This is a genomic window from Pseudomonas sp. B21-053, assembly GCF_026016365.1.
In the GTDB taxonomy this organism is placed as follows: Bacteria; Pseudomonadota; Gammaproteobacteria; order Pseudomonadales; family Pseudomonadaceae; genus Aquipseudomonas; species Aquipseudomonas nunensis.
The window spans coordinates 4,897,419-4,918,707 of the sequence record NZ_CP087205.1; the positions used below are offsets into that span (position 1 = coordinate 4,897,419).

Annotated in this window: 3 protein-coding genes (1 of these 3 running past the window's edge); all 3 read right to left on the reverse strand. The window is 62.8% G+C overall.

What is annotated here, in order from left to right; all coding sequences use genetic code 11:
* Tightly spaced (each overlapping or abutting the next), the 3 genes in view from LOY68_RS21885 to LOY68_RS21895 form a layout consistent with a single transcriptional unit that may run on beyond the window.
* Window positions 1-3,222 (reverse strand): non-ribosomal peptide synthetase, encoded by a 3,222-nt coding sequence (locus LOY68_RS21885; protein ID WP_265039856.1) that lies wholly within the window; start codon window positions 3,220-3,222, stop codon window positions 1-3.
* The gene (locus LOY68_RS21890; protein WP_265039858.1) at window positions 3,219-16,760 is read right to left on the reverse strand and encodes a non-ribosomal peptide synthase/polyketide synthase; all 13,542 of its coding nucleotides are present in this window, start codon (window positions 16,758-16,760) and stop codon (window positions 3,219-3,221) included. The genes LOY68_RS21885 and LOY68_RS21890 overlap by 4 nt, the downstream gene beginning before the upstream one ends.
* A protein-coding gene (locus LOY68_RS21895; protein WP_265039859.1) for a non-ribosomal peptide synthase/polyketide synthase crosses the window boundary here: on the reverse strand, window positions 16,760-21,289 show its 3' end. 7,824 nt of this gene lie beyond the right edge of the window; 4,530 of the gene's 12,354 nt are visible here — the last part of the coding sequence; the start codon falls outside the window, past its right edge — the gene reads right to left on this strand; it ends in the stop codon at window positions 16,760-16,762. Before LOY68_RS21895 ends, LOY68_RS21890 begins: the two co-directional genes overlap by 1 nt.

Sequence of the window (21,289 nt, forward strand, 5' to 3'; positions counted from 1 at the left end):
TTAACCGTTTTGCGCAGCCTTGGCGTTTTGCAGTTGCCGGGCTTTTTCGGTGAGCGCGGCTTTTTCTTCGGGGCTCATGTTGTCCAGTCGCAACCGCGCCTGGGCGATTTTCTCCAGTTGGCCTGGGCTGCTTTCCCGAGCCCGCAATGCCGCCGCAAGACCCGCCGCTGTCGGATGGTCAAACACCACGCCCGGCTGGATTTCGCACTGCAACAGCTTGCGAATGCCGGCCACCAGTTTGATCACCAGCAAGGAGTGGCCCCCAACTGCGAAAAAGTCCCGGTCGATGCCCAGACGATCAACCCCCAGCAATTGCGCCATGCGCGTCACCAGCAATTGCTCAAGCGCATCGCGAGGTTGCAGGCCTGCATCGTCCGCCGAGGTGGACGCCAGTTGTTGCAACGCCTTGCGATCAACCTTGCCGTTGGCCAGGCGCGGGAAGCTCTCGATCAACTGCAAGTGCTGCGGCAGCATCACGCTCGGCAAACGCAGCGCCAGTTCATCGCGAACGGTATCCAGCAACGTCGCCGAAGGGGACTCATGCGGGACGATGAAAGCGAGCATACCGTCCTGCGCGGATTGCCCCGGCAACACCAACGCCTGCGCGACCTGCGGCAGACGCAGCAACTCGGCTTCGATCTCGGCCAGTTCGATACGGAAACCCCGCACCTTGATCTGCTGATCACGCCGACCGTGCAACGCAATCGCCAGATCCGGGCGATAACGCGCCAAGTCACCGGTGCGGTAAAGGCGTTGCTGCGGATTGAACGGGCTCTGAATGAACACGTCCGAATCGGCCTCGACATTCACATAGCCGCGGCACAACTGCGCACCACCCAAATACAACTCACCCAGCACACCAACCGGCGCCAGTTGCAGATTGTCGTCGAGGACAAACACCTGATTGTTGCCCAACACCTGGGACAGCACGCCGGCGTCCGGCAGATCCAGCCGCAGCGGATGCACCAGCACACCGACCGTGGCTTCGGTCGGGCCGTAGTGATTGAACACCCGGCAGTCGCTGCGCAAACCGGCGATCCGTTGCACCAGTGCCGGCGCAATCGGCTCGCCACCGAGAACCAGCGTGCGCGGCAATTGCGCACGTTCGCTGTCGAGCAGCGCGGCCAGGTGCGACGGCACAATCTTCAGGCAATCGATGGCTTGCTGTTGCAGGAAACCGGCAAACAAATTGCCATCCTGCATCTGTTCATCGCTGGCCACATGCAGCGCCGCACCGTTGAACAACGCACCGAACAGCGCCGTGTTGCCCAAATCCGCCGCCACCGTGGAGGTGAAGCCGAACTGACGGCACTGCTCCAACCCCAGGGCCTGGCTGGCGTGAGCGGTGTAGTTGAGCAATTGTTGATGCTCGATCACCACGCCTTTCGGCACGCCCGTGGAGCCGGAGGTGAACAGCACGTAAGCCGCCTGATCAGCCTGAGTGTCAAACGTAATCGCCGACGTCGCCGCCGGAGCCGATTGCAACACGCGATCCAAGGTCGCCAAGGGCAACGGATGATCGTGCCATTGCGCAATGTGCGCGGCGTCGACCAACAGCAATGCAGCGCCGGCCTGTTCCAGCATCAAGGCCTGACGGGCCTGCGGCCATTGCGGGTCCAGCGGCAGGTACGCCGCGCCGATGCGCCACGCCGCGAGCATCGCAACCACCAACTCCGCCGAGCGCGGCAACGCCAGCGCGACAATCGCCCCCGGCGCCAGACCCTGGGCTTTCAGTGCCTGGGCCAGCGCCTCGACCTTCACCTGCAATTGCCCATAGCTCAGGCGTTGATCGCCGTCAGTCAGGGCGATAGCGTCCGGTGTGGTCCGGGCAAAATCGGCAATCCGCTGCGGCAGGAATCGAGCATCGGCTAACGCCTGCACGGGCGGGTTGACCGACAGCAAACGCTGTTGTTCGGCAGCGCCCAACACGCTCAGTTGACCGAGTTCGGCGTGAACATTGGCAATGATGTTTTCCAGCAATACGCGCAACTGCGCCAGCAATCCTTCAATCGCCTGAGCCGAGTAGCGCGACGCGTCGTAATGCAGATGCAAGGCGTGGGCACTGCCCGCCTCGTCCGTTTCCAGTCCAAGCATCAATTCAAACAGCGCTTCGCGTACGGTCGAACGCGGCGCCCATTGCAAACCACCAGATGTCGCGGCCTGCGTGGCTCGGCAAACGGCAAAACCATACGCCGGACGCGCTGCCGTCGGTGCCAGTTCAGGCGACCAATATTCTTGCCAGGTGCGATGCTCATCCAGACGCGCCGCCAACTCGGTCACCCATGCGCTGAACGTGGTATTCGCGGTCAGCGACAGGTTCAGCGGCAAGGTTTTCGCGAACACGCCCACGGCATCGCTGAAGTATTCGTAATCTTCGCGGCTGTCGTGCCGCACACCGACCAGCACCTGTTCATGCCCGCTGAGCCGACCCAGCAACAACCACCACGCCGCTTGCAGCACCACGCTTGGCGATTGCTCCAACGTCGCTGCCACCTGCTGCAAACCGCTGCGCAGTGCAGGTTCGAAGGTCAGCGATTCAGTCGCCGATGAAGCAGCAGAACCCGGATTGCGATAGGCCAACCACGGCGTACTCAGATCAGGGTCCGCACCTTGCAAATGGTCCTGCCAGTAAACACGCGCGCCGGCCGCGTCTTCGTCCGACACCACTTCACTGCGCCAATCCAGGTACTGAGTGAATTCCCCAGTCTCTTCATCGTCCGCCGCCGCGTCTTGCGCATAGGCCTGCACCAATTGCTGATACAGCAAGCGCACGCCACTTTCATCTAGACTGTGCCGGGCCAGACCCAACACCAGTTTCCATTGCTCATCGGCCAAGCGATACAGCACCGCTTGCGCGCCCTCGGATTCACCGACGACAAAAGAGCGTTCCGCCCATTCGGCAAGCTGAGCCTGAATCCCGGCCGGGGTTTCGACTCGCGCCTGCACGGTCAGCGGGAAGCGCTCGGCGGCCCCGACAAACTGCCGCAAGCCATGGAAACCCGGCGCCTTGCCCAGCCGCGCGACCAGCATCGGCTGTTGCGCGAGCACGCTGTCCAGTGCGCTTTGCAGCCGCTGCGGATCGAGAACGCCGTTGATCTCGACCTCCAGGAAACGCAGCGCATCGCCGCAGGCCGGGGCCTTGGGCAACTGCTCCAGCAAGCGTTGCTGTTCAGGCGTCAAGGCGAAACCCAGGTCCTGCTGGTCCATCGATACCTCGTTCATGCTCCGGTTTCCTCGGTGTTCATTACACGCTCAAGGGCGCTGCGGTCGAACATGTCGCCCATGGCCACGACTATCTTGCGCGGGCCTTCGAACGGATCACGGGCGTGGGCCACCAGCATGTTGTCGAGCAGGATGGCGTCGCCTTTTTGCCAGTCGAAACGCACCGCGCATTCTTCGTACAAGTCGCCGATGCGTTGCATCACTTCGTCTTCGATCGGTGTGCCGTCGCCGTAGAACACGTGGCGCGGCATGCGATCTAGACCGAACATCGACAGCAGGTCTTCACGCACATCCGGCTCCAGCCAGTAGATGTGGTGCAGTTGCACCTGGTTGAAGAACGATTTGGCGCCGGTCACCGGGTGCGTGATGATCGCCGGGCCCGGGGTGCGGGTTTGCAGTTCATTGTTGTCGAGCCAGCGCCATTCGATGCCACCGGCCCGGCAGCGGGCCTCGACTTCGGCGCGGTCTTCAGTCTTGAAGAAGTGCTGCCAGGACACGTCGAGGTTGTCGGTGAAAGTGCGCACGTAAAGCAGGCCTTTTTCCTCGAACTTGTCGCGCAGGTCCGCCGGCAGTTTTTCGTACATCAAGCGGCAATCCACCACTGGCGTCGCTCCGCCGATGGGCGCGGCTTGCTCGCAATAGAACATCTGCTTGCGCGGCCAGCGGTCCTGATGCGAGCTCTCGTTGTGGAACAGGATCATCTTGCGTTCCGGGTACGGCGTGGAGCGGTAGGTGTTCTTGCCGCCCTCTTTCTTCGGCAGATCGCCGTACTGGCCGTAAAGCCCCGGCTGGATCGCTTCGGCAAACGCCTCGAAACCCTGGATGCCGTCGAGCTCGAAACCACGGAACAGAATCCCGGCGTGCTTGGCGAGTTTTTCTTCGATCAGCGGGCGGTTGTTGTTGATCCACTCGATCAAGTCCAGCTGCGGCTCGTTCGGTTCCAGCAGCAGCGGGAACGGCTGCGGCGCGGCGATCAGCGATTCGCGGATCGGCGCAGGCCGGGCCTTGGCCGCCGGGGCGGCACCGCGCTTGAGGAACTTGCCGAGTTTGTCGGCCTTGGGTCCGGGGACGGCAGGCTTGGCGGCCACCGCTAAATTGTCGACTGGCATGCTGATAGCTCCCAATTGAATGTCCTGATCAGCGACGATCTGTTCCAACAGGGCTATCCAGGCCTTGACCAGGTGCTGAATGCGCTCGTGTCCGAACAAGGTTGTGGCGAATTGCCAATTACCCAGCAATTGCCCTTCTTCATCGTCAACGAACAACGCCATGTCGAATTTAGAATGGGTCTCCAGCGCCGGCAGCGATTCCACGCTCAAACCACCCATGGACTGGGTGCGTCCCGGCAGGTTATTCATCACGAACAACACCTGCACCAGCGGGTTCATGCCCTTGTGGCGCGGCACGTCCGCGGCGTCGACGATCATGTCGAACGGCAGGTCCTGATGCTCCATCGCACTCAGCAGGTTTTCCTGGGTCTGGGCCAGGAATCCGGCGAACGGTGTGGCGCCATCGAACTGCGAACGCAGCGGCAGGACGTTGACGAAGAAGCCGATCAAGCGCTCCAGTTCCGGCTGTTCACGCCCGGCCACGTCGGCACCGACCAGCACATCCGCCGCACCGCTGACCTGGTGCAACAACACCTGGAACGACGCCAGCAACGTGCTGTACAGCGTGACGCCTGCGTCCATCGACACCTTGCGCAACGCCGCGCTGAGCGACGGGGTGAGCTGGAACTGCACCGCGTCGCCCTCATAGGACGGCGTCAAGCCACGCGGGTTATCCGCTGGCAACTTAAGCTGCCCGTTGTAGCCGGCCAGCCGGGTTTTCCAGTACTCGGCCTGACGCGCCAGCACACCTTGCTGCTCCAGTTCCTGCTGCCACAGCGCGAAGTCGGAATACTGCACATCCAGCGGCGGCAGCGGGTTCAGGTCACCGGCCTTGGTACGCTCGTAAATCTGCACCAATTCGTTGACCAGCAAGCCCATCGACCAACCGTCGGAAATGATGTGGTGCATCGCATACAGCATCACGTGCTCGGTCGGCCCGAGGTGCAGGATCCGCCCGCGCAACAGCGGCGCGTGCTCCATATCAATCGGCGTGCACGCGTTTTCCAGGGCTGCTTGCGCGACCAGTTCTTCCTGGGCACTGCGCGACAGACCGGACAAATCGATCACCGGAAAATCCACGTCGACCTGTTCGGCGATCACCGCAATCGGGTCACCTTCATCGTCCTGGGTGTACGCGGTGCGCAGCACTTCGTGACGACGCACTACCTCGGCGAAGCTGCCGATCAGCCGCTCCACCGACAACTCGCCGCGCAAGCGCAGGGCCATCGGCATGCCATAGGCCGCCGTGCCACCAGACAGTTGCTCGGCGATCCACAACCGGCGTTGCACCAGCGACAACGGTGCGCTGTGCCGGGTGCCGTGGGCCTTGAGCACCACACTGTGGCCGCTCGGCTCAGGTGTGCCCTGCTGCTGCGCGATCCACGCCGCCAGGTCCTTGAGGCGCGGATGGCTGAACAGATCACGCAGGCTCAGCGTACAAGCCGTGAGTTTGCGCAGGCGCGAGACGGCTTGCGTCGCGAGCAGGGAATGCCCGCCCAGTTCGAAGAAGTGATCGTCGCGGCCGACCTGATCCAGTTCCAGCACGTCCTGCCAGACCGTGGCGATCTGCTGTTCGAGTGCGCCTTGCGGTGCGACAAAGTCCAGCGCCACCAGACTCGCATCGATGCCCGGCAAGGCCTTGCGATCGATCTTGCCATTCGGGCTCAGTGGCAGGCTTTCGAGGAACAGCACGTGGGCCGGCACCATGTAATCCGGCAGGCTCGCTTTCAAGCGTGCCTTGATGTCATCGCGCAACGCCGCCAGCGCCGACGCATCGCCGCTGATGCGCGTCGGATCGTCGAACACCACGTACGCCACCAATTGCTGGCCGATGGCGCCCGGTTGCGCGACCACCAGGGCCTGACGCACCGCTGGCACCTGCAACAGATGGCTTTCGATTTCACCGAGTTCGATGCGGAAACCGCGAATCTTCACTTGATGATCCAGACGTCCGACGTACTCGATCACCCCATCGGCGCGATAACGCGCGAGGTCACCGGTGCGGTACACGCGGCCACCGCCGACTGGATCGAACGGATCGGGAATGAAGCGCTCGGCGGTCAGTTCCGGGCGCCGGAAATAGCCGCGTGCCAGCAGCTCACCGCCAATCACCAGTTCACCGACTACGCCGACCGGCGCCGGTTGGCCCTGGGTGTCGAGCACATGAATCCCCCGACCACCCAACGCCCGGCCAATCGGCATGCTCACCGGCAACGGGAGGCGGCCGGACACGTAGTCGCTGCAATCGAGCACCGTGGCGCTGACCGTGGCTTCGGTCGGACCATAGGTGTTCAGCAGGCGTACATGGCCGAGGCCAGCCTGGCCCCACGTGGCAACGCCTTCCGGTGGCATGGCTTCGCCACCGACAATCATCTGACGCAGCACGCCATAGTCGCGGTGACCCGCCGCCGCGAGGTCCTTGGCCAACATGTTCCAGTAGGCGGTGGTCAGGTCGCTGACGCTGAACTGCTTGTCGAGCAATTCGCGGTACCAGGTTTCGCTGTCCCAGATGTCCTGACCGCGCAGCACCACCGAGGCGCCGCAAATCAGCGCCGGGTAAAGCTGCTCGACAAAGGCGTCGAAGTTGAACGTGGCGAATTGCAGGGATCGGTCCTGCGGCGTGAGGCCGAGGACGTCCAGAGCGACCTGGGTGTGACGGGTCAGCGCCGACTGGGTGATGCCGACGCCTTTCGGGCGCCCGGTGGAGCCCGAGGTGAACATCACATACGCGAGGTTTTGCGGGCCGCTGCGCTCGGGCAGGTTGTCGGTCTGAGTCGGATAATCCAGTTGATCCAGACTCAGGACGCTCACGCCCGCCGAGGTTGGCAACGTCGCCGCGAGGTGGCTTTGGGTCAACAGCACGCTCAAACCGCTGTCCTCGATCATCGCGCCCAGACGCTCGGCCGGGTATTCAGGGTCCAGCGGCACATACGCGCCACCGGCCTTGAGCACCGCCAACAGGCTGATGATCATCTGCGTAGAACGCTCGACCGCAATCCCCACCAGCACTTCCGGGCCGACGCCGTGTTGCAGCAGCACGCGGGCCAATTGGTTGGCCTGGGCATTTAGTTGCGTATAGCTCAGGCGTTGCTCGTCGAAAATCAGCGCCAAGGCGTCCGGCGTGCGTTCGGCTTGCAGCTCAAACAAGCGCTGCACGCCCACACCATCGGCCGGCAGCGCCAGCGGCTCGCGCACCGCGTTCGGGACCAGGGCCAGATCGCCCACGGCACTGGCGGCAGGTGCCTCGACCATCTGCAACAGCAGGTGCGCGAGGTGCCCGGCGAGTTGCTCGATCGCCGCCTCATCGAACTGTTGACGGTCGAAACTCAGCTGGAACGACAGTTCAGCGCCGAGGTTGACCGCCAGGGTCAGCGGGTAGTTGGTTTGCTCGAAGTTGCCCACTTCACCGAAGCGCAGGTCTTGCGGCGCGCCCTGTTGCAGGGCTTCGGAGATCGGGTAGTTCTCGAACACCAGGATGTTGTCGAACAGGGCTTCGCCGCCCTGCCCGGCCCAACGCTGGATGTCGAACAGCGCGGTGTGTTCCTGCTCGCGCAACGCCAGGTTCTGCGCCTGCACCTGCTGCAACCACTGCGCCAGAGGCTGTTCGGCACGCGGGCTGGCGACCACCGGCAAGGTGTTGATGAACAGACCGATCTGTTGCTCGACCCCGACCAGTTGCGCCGGACGCCCGGACACCGTGGCGCCGAAACTGACCGTGTCCAGCCCGGTGTAGCGTTGCAACAGCAGCAGCCAGGCGGCTTGCACCATGGTGTTGAGGGTGACTTTCTGTTCCCGGGCAAAGGCATTCAGCCCGGCAGTCTGCGTCAGGTCCAGGGTCAGGAAGTGTTCACCCTGTGCGCTGTTGGCGGCTTCGCTGCCGGTCCACACCAGCGTCTTGGCCAAGCGGGTTGGCTCATCGAACCCGGCCAACTGGTCTTTCCAGAAACCTTCGGTGACCTGCGCGTCCTGCTGGGTCAGCCATTCGATGTAATCGCGATAACGCCCCGCCGTGTTCGCCGGCACCTGGCCGCTGTAGCGTTGCAGCACTTCGCCGAGCAGCTGCGAATTACTCCAGCCATCCATCAGGATGTGATGGCTGGTGTAAATCAGGTGATAACGCGCGGTGTCGAGACGCACCACGGTCAGGTTCAGCAACGGTGCGCTCGCAAGGTCGAAACCCTGCTGGCGCTGTGCGGCCGCCAGTTCGCTGAGCGCCAGCGCCACATCGCTGTGGGCGCGCCAGTCGTGGAAGGTGAACGGCACGGCCAGTTGTTTGTGAATCACCTGCAATGGACGCTTGAACTCACCGTCCCAGACAAAACTGCTGCGCAGCACATCGTGGGCGTCCACCGCCGCTTGCCAGGCCTCGCGGAAACGTTCGACATCCAGGCCTTCGACATCCACGCACATCTGGTTGATGTAGTCGCCGGCCTGTTGCTCGTAGAGGGTGTGGAACAGCATGCCCTGCTGCATCGGCGACAACGGGTAGATGTCGGCAATTTGCTGCGGCGCGACCGGCACGCTGTCGAGTTGCGTCTGGGTCAGGCCGGCCAACGGGAAGTCCGAAGGCGTCAGGCCCTGCACGCCCGGGGTCACGCAGTGGGCGATCAGTGCGGCCAGTTCTTCGGCGTAGTCCTCGGCCAGGCGTTCAATGGTGGCCGTGTCGAAACGTTCACTGCTGAAACTCCAGCCGACGCTCAGTTCGCCGCCATACACCTGACCATTCAGGGTCAGCCAGTTGCCCATCGGCGCTTCAAGGCTTTGATCGAGCCCGGCGTTGTCTTTGGCCGGGGTGAACAGCGCCGCGTCATCGCCCTCGAAACTGCCGTCGAACTGGCCGAGGTAGTTGAAGGTGATGCGTGGGCTCGGCAATGCACGCAGGGATTGCTGCGCCTGCTCGTCACCGAGGTGACGCAGTGCGCCGAAGCCGATGCCTTTGTTCGGGATCGAGCGCAGTTGTTCCTTGATTTGCTTGATCGCTGCACCGGGCTCACTGGCCGGGGTCAGGCGCACCGGGAACAGGCTGGTGAACCAACCCACGGTGCGGGTCAGGTCAACCCCGTCGAACAGCTCTTCGCGACCATGGCCTTCGAGCTGGATCAGCGTCGATGGCTGGCCGGTCCAGCGCCCGATCACCCGCGCCAGTGCGGTCAGCAACAGGTCGTTGACCTGGGTCCGATAGGCCGCCGGGGCTTCTTGCAGCAATTGCCGGGTCAGGCTCTGATTCAGACGCGTCTGAACATTCACGCGCAGATGATTTTGTTGGCCGGCATCGTCGCGCAGGCACGGCAAATCGGTGTTCACGTCACTCAGGCAGGCTTGCCAGTAAGCCAGTTCCTGCTGCAACGCCGGGCTTTTGGCGTAACGCTGCAAATGCTCGCTCCAGTCCTTGAAGGCACTGGTCTTGGCCGGCAACTTCAGAGCCTGGCCGTCGAGCAATTGCTGATAGCCGTTTTGCAGGTCTTCGAGCAGGATCCGCCACGACACACCGTCCACCGCCAGGTGATGGATCACCAGCAACAGGCGCTGAGTGCCATCGGCCAGGGTCGCCAGTACCGCACGCAGCAACGGACCTTGTTGCAGGTCGAGACTGCGCTGGGCGCGGTTGCCCAAGGCTTCGAGCGCGGCGGCATCGGCCACCGATTCCTGCCATAGCAATGGCTGTTGCAGTTGTTCAATCGACTGATGTTCTGCCGCCCAGCCTTCGTTGTGCGGGGTGAAGCTCAGGCGCAATGCATCGTGATGCGCCACCAGTCCACGCAGGACCTGCTCGATCTTTTCAGCGTCGAGCGCCACTCGCGGCTTGAGCAACACCGACTGGTTCCAGTGATGACGCTCGGGGATTTGATCGTCGAAGAACTGCTGCTGGATCGGCAACAGCAACGCCGCGCCGCTCACCGCTTGTTGATCGATGCCGGACTCGCTGTCACCGACCTGCGCCACCAGCGCCAGACGTTGCACGGTCTGGTGCTGGAACAGGTCTTTGGGGCTCAGGCGAATCCCCAGTTGACGGGCGCGGCTGACCACCTGGATCGAGATGATCGAATCGCCACCGAGCTCGAAGAAGTTGTCGTTGAGTCCGACTTGCGGCAGTTTCAGCACGTCTTGCCAGATCGCCGCGATGCGCTGTTCCAACTCGCTTTGCGGGGCTTGATAAGCCTGCTGCGCCTGGCTCGCGTCCGGCGACGGCAAGGCATTGCGGTTGAGTTTGCCGTTGCCGGTCAGCGGCAGTTGCGCCAACAGCAACAGGGGCGCCGGGATCATGTGATCCGGCAGGTTTTCCTTGAGCGCGGCACGCACGCTGTCGCGCCATTGGCCTTGTTCGGTCGAGTCGGCGTCGTGCAACGCAGCGTCGGCCGGCACCAGCCAGGCAACCAGTTGCTGACCACTGAGGCCCGGTTGCGCCAGCACCACCGCTTGGCTGATGGCAGGCTGTTCCAGCAGTTGCGCTTCGATTTCGCCGAGTTCGATGCGGAAGCCGCGAATCTTCACTTGATGGTCGATGCGCCCGATGTACTCGATCACGCCGTCAGCGCGATACCGCGCCAGGTCGCCGGTGCGGTACAAGCGACCGCCGTCGGCAGCGAACGGGTCCGGGATAAAGCGCAGGCAGGTCAGGTCGGCGCGGTTCAGATAACCACGGGCCAGACCGGCGCGGCCGACGTACAACTCGCCGATGCAACCCTTGGCGACCGGGTTCAGATCGCCGTCGAGCAAGTACCAGGACAAGTCCGGAATCGGCTCGCCAATCGGACTGCTCGCGTCACGTTGCAGGTCGGCAATGCTCAATGGGCGGTAGGTCACGTGAACCGTTGTTTCGGTGATGCCGTACATGTTGATCAGTTGCGGGGCCTGGTCGCCAAAACGCTCGAACCACGGGCGCAGGCTCTTGACCTCCAGCGCCTCGCCGCCGAACACCACGTAGCGCAGGGACGGTTGCAGCGCCGCTTGTTCCGGCGCGCAGGCGACTTGCATCAACTGCTTGAACGCCGAAGGCGTCTGGTTGAGCACCGTGATGCGCTCGCGGCACAGCAACCCGTAGAAATCTTCCGGCGAACGGCTGACCTCGTACGGCACCACCACCAGTTTGCCGCCATACAGCAGCGCGCCGAAAATTTCCCAGACCGAGAAATCGAACGCGTAGGAGTGGAACAGGCTCCACACATCCTGCGGGCCGAAACTGAACCAATCCTGGGTCGCTTCGAACAGGCGCAACACGTTGTGATGGGCGAGCAAGGTGCCCTTCGGCTGACCGGTAGAACCGGAGGTGTAGATCACGTAAGCCAGGTTGTCCGGGCTCATGACCACCTGCGGATTGGCGTCACTGTAGCCTTCGAGGCCGTCGCGATCCTGATCCAGCATCAGGCTGCGCACCGAGTCCGGCACCGGCAGGCGACCAAGCAGATGGCTTTGGGTCAACAGCAGGCGAATGCCGCTGTCGTTGATCATGTAGGCCAGGCGCTCCTCTGGATACGTCGGGTCCAGCGGCACATAAGCGCCGCCAGCCTTGAGGATCGCCAGCAGGCCGACCAGCATGTCCAGGCTGCGCTCGACCGCGAGGCCGACGCGCACGTCCGGGCCGACACCGCTTTCAATCAGCTTGTGCGCCAGCGGGTTGGCCCGCGCATTCAGTTCGGCGTAGCTCAGGCTTTGCTCGCCAAAGGTCACGGCCATCGCTTCCGGTGCACGCAGCGCCTGGGCTTCGATCAGTTCATGCAGGCAACCCTGGCTCGGGTAAGCCGCCACGGCCGGGTTCCACTGCAACAGCGTGGCCTCGCGTTCGGCACGGTCCTGCAACGGCAACTCGGCGATGCGCTGGCCGCAATCGGCGACGATGGCGTTCAGCAGATTCGTCCAATGTTGCGCCATGCGCTCCATGGTCGCGGCGTCGAACAGGTCAGTGGCGTAAGTCAGTTCAGCCCAGACATTGTCGACGGATTCAAAGGTGTCGAGGGTCAGGTCGAACTTCGCCGTATGCGAAGCCCAGGTCAGCCCTTCGATCTCGATCTGCGGCAGACGCGCCGCGCCCCGCGCTTCACGGGCCTGGCTCTGGTGGTTGTGCATCACCTGGAACAACGGACTGTGGCTGAGGCTGCGTTCCGGTTGCAGCGCATCCACCAGTTGTTCGAACGGCAGGTCCTGATGCGCCTGGGCGCCGAGCACGGTGTTTTTGACCTGTTGCAGCAAACCACGGAACGTCTGCTGGCTGTCGATCTCGGCCTTCAGCACTTGGGTGTTGACGAAGAAACCGATCAAGCCTTCGGTTTCGAGGCGGTTGCGGTTAGCCACCGGCACGCCGACGCGGATGTCGGACTGGCCGCTGTAGCGGTGCAGCAAGGTCTGGAACGAGGCCAGCAACAGCGCAAACAGGGTGACGTTTTCCTGCTGTGCCACGCGCTTCAGAGCAGTGGCCAGTTCCGCGTTCAGCGGGATGTCCTGACGCGCGCCGCGATAGCTTTGCTCGGCCGGACGCGGACGGTCCGCCGGCAACTCCAGCAACGGCTGATCGCCGCCCAGTTGCGCGGTCCAGTAACCCAATTGGCGCTCGCGTTCACCGGCCTCCATCCACTGCCGTTGCCACACGGCATAGTCGGCGTATTGCACCGCCAGCGCTGGCAGTTGGCGCGGCTGGCCGATGCTGTAACCGGCGTAGAGTTCGATCAATTCATCGACCATGACCTGCATCGACCAGCCATCGGAGACGATGTGGTGCAGGGTCAGCACCAGGACGTGATCGTCGGCGGCCAGCTTCAGCAACTTGACCCGCAGTAGCGGACCTTGTTGCAGGTCGAACAGCGCCAGGGTTTCCTCGGCCACCAGCGCCTTGAGGCGTGCGTCGTCGAGTTCGCCATCAAGGGTTTGCACCGTGAGGGCCAGGGGCGACGGTGCATCGATCTGCTGCCAGGTCTGCTCGTTTTGTTGAATGAAACGAGTGCGCAGGGATTCGTGGCGGGTGATCAGCGTATCGAAACTGTTCTGCAACGCCGTCAGGTCCAGAGTGCCGCGCAGGCGCAACGCCGCTGGCACGTGGTAAGCGCTGCTGGTCGGCTCCAATTGCCAGAGGAACCATTGACGTTCCTGGGCATACGACAGCGCCATCGGTTGCTGACGTGGCAGCGCGACAATGGCGGGCTCGACGTGTGCCGGCTCGACGCCGAGTGCCGCGACGAAGTCCTGCAAGGTGCTGTGCTCGAACAACGTGCGCAGCGGCACCTGAACATTCAGCGCTTGGCGCACGCGAGAAATCACCTGGGTGACCAGCAACGAGTGGCCGCCCAGTTCGAAGAAGTTGTCGCTTAAACCTACCTGTTCCAGCTTGAGCACCGCTTGCCAGATTTCGGCCACTTTGTGCTGAGTCGCGGTTTGCGGCGCGATGTAAGTGGATTGCAGCAGGCTGGCATCCGGCGACGGCAATGCCTTGCGGTCAACCTTGCCGTTCGGTGTGAGCGGCAATTGCGCGAGGAACAACAGGTGCGCGGGCACCATATAGTCTGGCAATTCGGCCTTGAGGCTGGCCTTGAGTTCGGCGCGCAACGCGGCTTCATCCTCGACAGCCGTCGCCGTAACCACATAACCCACCAGTTGTGGACCGGTCGGGCCGTCCTGCGCCACCACCACGGTTTCACGCACGCTATCGAGCGCCAGCAGGCGCGCTTCGATCTCGCCAAGTTCGATGCGGAAGCCACGGATTTTCACTTGATGGTCGATGCGACCGATGTACTCGATCACGCCTTCAGCGCGATAACGGGTCAGGTCGCCAGTGCGGTACAGACGCTCGCCGCTGGTCGAAAACGGGTCCGGCACGAAGCGTTCGGCGGTCAACGATGGACGCTCGAAGTAACCGCGCGCGAGGCCGTCACCACCGATCAGCAGTTCACCCGGTGCGCCGATCGGGTTGAGTTCCAGGTCACTGCCGAGGATGTACAGCGCGGTGTTGTCGATCGGTTTGCCGAGGTACGGACGCGGGTTCTCGCGCGTCAACGGATGCAGCGCCGACCAGATGGTGGTTTCGGTCGGGCCGTAGAGGTTCCAGACTTTTGGTGATAGCGCGAGCATGCGTTCGGCCAGTTCCTGTGGCAGTGCTTCACCGCCACACAGGAAGGTACGGCCAGCCAGAATCGAGGCTTGTTCGTGGTCGAGCAACATGCGCCAGGTCGAAGGCGTGGCTTGCAACACGCTCACGCCGTGACGTTCGATCAGTTCGAGCACGGCTTGCGGATCTTGATGCACGTCCTTGCCGGTCAACACCACACGGGCGCCGGCCAGCAGCGGACCGTAGATTTCCAGGCCGAAAATATCGAACGAGAAGGTCGTCAGCGACAGCATGCGGTCTTGGGCCGTGAGGCCCGGCTGATGAACCATGCTTTCGACGAAGTTGCACAGGGCGGCGTGGCGCACCATCACGCCCTTCGGTTTTCCGGTCGAACCGGAGGTGTAGATCACGTAAGCCAGGTGTTCGCCATTCAGCGCCACCGTTGGGCAAGTCTGTGGATACGCCGCCAGCCACGTTTGCGGCTGATCGAGCAGCAAGGTGTTGAGCCCGGCCGGAATCGGCAACTGCGCTTGCAGATGCGACTGAGTCAGCAGCAGTTCAAGACCGCTGTCTTCAATCATGTAGGCCAGCCGATCCTCGGGATACGCCGGGTCCAGCGGCACATACGCGCCGCCAGCCTTGAGGATCGCCAGCAAGCCGACAATCATTTCCACACTGCGCTCAACGGAGATGCCCACCAGCCGATCCGGGCCAACCCCCGCTTCGATCAGTTTGTGCGCGAGCTGATTGGCGCGGGCGTCCAGTTGCGCGTAGGTCAAACAATCTTCGCCGACAATCAACGCCACCGCATCCGGCGTCTGTTCCGCCTGAGCAGCAATGCGCTGCTGCACGCACGGTGCTTGCGCGGAGTGCTCGACCACACGATGCCAATCCTGCAACAGAACGCTTTGCTCACCGCTATCCAGCAGCGGTAATTCGCCAATGCGTTGGCTGGATCGGTCGACGATGCCTTGCAGCAAATTTTGCCAATGCCGCGCCAGACGTTCGATGGTCGCTGGCTCGAACAGATCCGTGGCGTAGGTCAGCTCGGCCGACACGCCGTCGCTCGATTCGTAAGTCCCCAAAGTCAGGTCGAACTGCGCGGTGCGCCCTTCCCAGACAATGCTTTCGACGCTCAACTGCGGCAGTTGCACCCGGCTCTGTTGCTGGGTCTGGTCATTCAGCGCCTGGTGGTTGTACATCACCTGGAACACCGGGCTGTGGCTCAAGCTGCGTTCCGGTTGCAGCGCTTCGATCAGTTGTTCGAACGGCAAGTCCTGGTGCGCCTGGGCCGCCATCGCCGATTGCTTGACCTGGGCCAGCAATTGATTGAACGGCAACTGCCCGTGGACCTGGGCATTCAGCACCTGAGTGTTAACGAAGAAGCCGATCAGGCCCTCGGTTTCCACGCGGTTGCGGTTGGCCACCGGCACGCCGACGCGGATGTCGGGCTGGCCGCTGTAGCGATGCAGCAAGGCCTGGAACGAGGCCAGCAACACCATAAACAGGCTGGCGCCTTCGCGCTGCGCCAGTTGCTTGAGCGAGGTGGCCAAGGCCGGTGGCAAATTCAGGTCCAGCCGCGCGCCGCGAAAGCTTTGCAGCGCCGGGCGCGGATGATCGATCGGCAACTCCAGCACGGTTTGCTCACCGCCCAGCGTCGCGGTCCAGTACGCCAGTTGCCGCTCGCGCTCCCCGGCTTCGAGCCAGTGGCGCTGCCAGATCGCGTAGTCGGCGTATTGCACGGTCAACTCAGGCAGGGTCAATGGCTGACCCGAGGTCTGGGCGACATAGTGCTGGATCAATTCCTTGACCATCACTTGCATCGACCAGCCATCGGAGATGATGTGGTGCTGGATCAACGCCAGGACGTGATCGTCGTCGGCGACTTTGAGCAGCGACACCCGCAGCAGCGGCCCTTGCTGCAAATCGAAAGGACGGGGAGTTTCCTGCTCGACAAACGCCTTGATCCGCTCGTCCAGCACTGCCGGGGCGAGGTCAGCGTCGAGGGTTTGAATGTCGATGCTGATCGGCATCTGCGCATGGATCACCTGGACGGTTTTTTCGTCCTGCTCGATGAACGTCGTGCGCAGGCTGTCATGGCGCTGCACCAGCGCATTGAAGCTGCGTTCCAGCGCCGGCACATCCAGTTCGCCCTTGAGGCGCAAGGCGTTGGGGATGTGATACGCGGTGCTGTGGGGGTCCATCTGCCAGAGGAACCACTGGCGTTCCTGGGCGTAGGACAACGGGATCGATTCAAACCCGGACTTGACCTCGGGAATCGGCAAGTTCGCCGGGGACACGCCCTCTTCGAGCATCTTCTCCAGGTACAACTTACGCTTGTCCAGCGGCAGAGTGATAAAGCGCTTGGCAATCCTCAAAGCAACACTCTTGTCCATTAGACTTCCTCCATTTCGTCAAGCAGGCTTTCCAGCTTGTTCAGTTTCTGTTCGTTGATAGCCCCGCCGTCGGTGTCGAGTTGCGCGACGAAATCCCTGAGAACGGGGTACTGGAATAGCAATTGCGGGGTCAGGGTGAGACCCAGTTCGAGGGCGACCCGCGAGACCACGTTGACGGCCAGCAGCGAGTGGCCGCCGAGCTCGAAGAAGTGGTCGTTCAAACCGATGCGCTCGACGGTCAACACGTGCTGCCAAATGGCGGCGACCTGCTGCTCAAGTTCGCTGTGTGGCGCCACATAGCTGGCCTGCAGCTGGCTCGCGTCCACGCTCGGCAACGCCTTGCGGTCGAGCTTGCCGTTGGGGGTCAGCGGCAGTTGTTCGATGAACAGCAGATGCGCCGGGACCATGTAGTCCGGCAGGCTGGCCTTGAGCCCGGCCTTGAGTTCATCGCGCAGTTGACGCTGGGCGTCAGAGGCATTCAGGTCGAGTTGCGGCACGACCACGTAGGCCACCAATTGCTGACCGCCCTGGGCTTCCTGGGCGAGTACCGCCGCCTCTTGAACCCCCGGTTGTTGCAGCAAGCGCGCTTCGATTTCACTCAGCTCGATGCGGAAACCGCGGATCTTCACTTGATGGTCGATGCGACCGCGATATTCGAGTAAGCCGTCGGCCTGATAGCGGCACAGGTCACCGGTGCGGTACAGGCGTTCGCCCGTGCTGGAGAACGGGTTCGGCACGTACTTCTCGGCGGTCATGCCCGGACGTGCCAGGTAACCGCGAGTGATGCCGGCGCCGGCCAGGTACAGCTCGGCCGACACACCGACCGGCACCGGTTGCAGATCGGCATCCAGCAAGTAGCTGGCGGTGTGTTTCAGCGCACGACCGATGTTCGCCTTACCGCCCGCCTCGCGCCGGGTCCAAGTGGAGTAAGTGGTGTCTTCCGACGGGCCATACAGGTCGAAAACGTGCTCGACCGTCGCCTGCCCGTAGAGCGAATCCACCAGGCTTTGCTTGAGGGGTTCACCGGCGAGATTGATGATGCGCACGCTCGGCGGAATCTGATCGGCGCCCAGCAGTGCATTGATCGCCGACGGCACGGTGTTGATCAGACGCACCTGATCCCGCGCCGGCAGTTGCGCCAGTTCCAGCGCGTTACGCGCGATGATCAGCGAGCCGCCGTTGGCCAGGGTGACAAACAGCTCCCACACCGACAGGTCGAAACACACCGAGGTCGAGGCCAACACGCCTTGAATATCGTCGCGGCTGTAGACCGACTGTGACCAGTCGATCAGCGCCAGCACGTTGCGATGCGCGATGGACACGCCTTTCGGTTTGCCGGTGGAACCGGAGGTGTAGATCACGTAGGCCAGGTTGTCCGGCGTGACGCGGGTGAGCGGTGTGGTGTGCGGATAAGCCGCCAGTTGCGCTTCGACCTGATCGATCCACAGCACTTGGGTATTGGCGTTCACAGACAGGGTGGCGGCGATGGCTTGTTCAGTCAGCAGCACCAAAGCACGGCTGTCTTCGAGCATGTAGGCGACCCGCTCGGCCGGGTAATCCGGGTCCAGCGGCACGTAGGCGCCACCGGCCTTGAGCACCGCGAGCAATGCGACCAACAGGCTGTCGGAACGCTGCATCGCCACGCCGACCCGCACTTCCGGGCCAACGCCCAGTTCGATCAACTTGTGCGCCAGACGATTGGCCCGGGCATCGAGTTCGGCATAGGTCAGTTGTTGGGTCGCGAAGGTCACCGCCAATGCGTTCGGTTGCGCGGCCACTTGTTGATCGATCAACTGGTGGATGCACAGGTCCTGGGCGAACGCTTCGTCAACCGGATTCCAGTCCAGCAACACTTGGCGTTGTTCAGCCTCGTCCAGCAATGCCAACTCACCGAGGCAACGTTCTGGCGCGGTCATCTGACTCAGCAGATGCTGCAAATGCGCCGCCAGTTGCTCGATGGTCGCCTGGGCAAAACTGCCGCGCTGATAGCTCATGTGCACCGACAATTGACGGTCCAGGCTCACCAGCAATGTCAGCGGGTAGTTGGTTTGTTCGTGATTCGCCACCGGACCAAAGCGCAGGCCTTGCGGTGCGCCCTGTTCCAGCGCTTGGGAAATCGGGTAGTTCTCGAACACCATGATGCTGTCGAACAGGGCTTCGCCGCCCTGCCCGGCCCAGCGCTGGATATCGAACAGTGCGGTGTGTTCGAACTCGCGCAGCGCCAGGTTTTGCGCCTGAACCGCTTGCAACCAACTGCCCAGCGACTGCTGCGCCTGTGGGCTGGCGATGACCGGCAAGGTGTTGATGAACAGACCGATCTGTTGCTCGACCCCCGGCAGGTCCGCAGGACGTCCGGCCACAGTCGCGCCGAAGGCCACGGTGGATTTGCCGGTATAGCGTTGCAGCAACAGCAGCCATGCGGCTTGCACCAAAGTGTTGACCGTGACTTTCGAGGCGCGGGCGAACTCGCTCAGACGCAAGGTCTGCTCGGCATCCAGCACTTGGAAGTGATCGGCATAACCCTGCTCGTCGGCGTCCGCTGGCCGGGCCACGGCTTGGGCCAGGCGCGTTGGTTCGTCGAGGTTGCGCAGCGCTGGCAGCCAGAAAGCTTCGCTGGCGGCGGCGTCCTGGCGTTGCAGCCAGTTGATGTAGTCGCGATAACGTCCGCCATGGGTCGCCTGGAACTGGCCGCTGTAGCGTTGCAGCACTTCGCCGAGCAACTGCGAGTTGCTCCAGCCGTCCATCAAAATGTGATGGTTGGTGTAGATCAGGTGATGACGGTTGTCGTCGACCCGCGCAATCACCAGGCGCAATAAGGTCGATGCGTTCAGGTCCAGACGTTGACGCTCGATGTCGGCGAGGGTCTGCAACGCCTGCTCCAGCTGCGGCTCGGCGCGCAGGTCATGCAGGCTGTAAGGCATCTGCACGTGTTTGCTGACCACTTGCACCGGCGCGTCCAGTTCGCCCTGCCAAACGAAGCGGGTGCGCAGGATGTCGTGGGCCTCCACCGCCGCTTGCCAGGCCTGATGGAAACGCTCGGGGTCGAGCCCTTCGACGTCGAGGCGCATCTGGTTGATGTAGTCGCCGGTGGCTTCTTCGTACACCGCGTGGAACAGCATGCCCTGCTGCATCGGCGACAGCGGATAAAGGTCTTCGATCAACTGTGGTGCCAACGGCAAGCCGTCGAGTTGCGCCTGATTCAAACGCGCCAGCGGGAAGTCCGACGGCGTGACGCCGTGTTGCCCGGCCTGGCAGCAATGGGCGATCAGCGCTTGCAGTTCCAGCGCGTAATCGTCGGCCAGTTGTTGGATGGTCGCCTCGTTGAACATTTCGCGGCTGAAAGTCCAGCCCAGGTTCAATTCACCGCCGTACACCTGACCGTTGAGGGCCAGGTGGTTGGCCAGTGGCGCGCCGTCGTCGAGTTCATCGCCGGCCGCTTCACTGGACGGCACGAACAGCGCGCCGTCGGCTTCGGTGAAGCTACCGTCGAACTGCCCCAGGTAGTTGAACGTCAGGCGCGGCACCGGCAATTGGCCCAGCGCCTCACGCGCAGCGTCGTCGCCAAAATGCGCCAGCGCACCAAAACCGATGCCTTTGTTCGGGATGCCGCGCAGCTGTTCCTTGATCTGTTTCAACGAGCCGCCGAGATCGGCGGTCGGCGTCAGTTTGGCCGGGTACAGGCTGGTGAACCAACCCACGGTGCGGGTCAGGTCCACGCCGTCGAACAGCTCTTCGCGGCCATGGCCTTCGAGCTGGATCAACGTGCTGTCGGCGCCGGTCCAGCGCACCATGACCCGAGCCAGTGCGGTCAGCAGCAGGTCGTTAACCTGCGTGCGATAAGCCGCCGGGGCGTCTTGCAGCAGTTGCCGGGTCAGGGCTTTGTTCAGTTGCGTGCGCACGGTCAGTGCATGGCGGTTCTGTTGCCCGCCCTCTGGGTTGTCACACGGCAGGGCCACGTCGGCGCCTTGCAACTGCTGTTGCCAATAAGCCAATTCCTGTTGCAACGGCGCACTGCGTGCATAGGTTTGCAGCTGTTCGGCCCAAGCTTTGGCGGCACTGGTCTTGGCGGGTAATTGCAACGGTTCGCCCGCTGCCAATTGACGATAAGCAGTTTGCAGATCGTCAAACAGAATCCGCCACGACACGCCGTCCACCACCAGGTGATGGATCGCCAGCAGCAAGCGCTGGCTGCCGTCGTCGAGGTTGGCCAGCACGGCACGCACCAACGGCCCGTCTTGCAGGTTCAGGCTGCGTTGCGCTTCATTGGCCACGGCTTCCAGCCCTGCGGCATCAGCAACATCGACCGCCCAGACGATGCCGTCTGCCGGTTGATTGATCGCGCGGTAATGCGCCTGCCAGCCATCGGCCTGTTCGACGAAGCTCAAGCGCAAGCCGTCGTGATGGTTAATCAGTGCGCCCAACGCCTGCTCAAGCACAGCGGCATCGAGGGTTTGCGTTGGTTTGAGCATCACTGCCTGGTTCCAGTGCTGACGCTCAGGAATGGCCTGGGCGAAGAACACTTGCTGCAC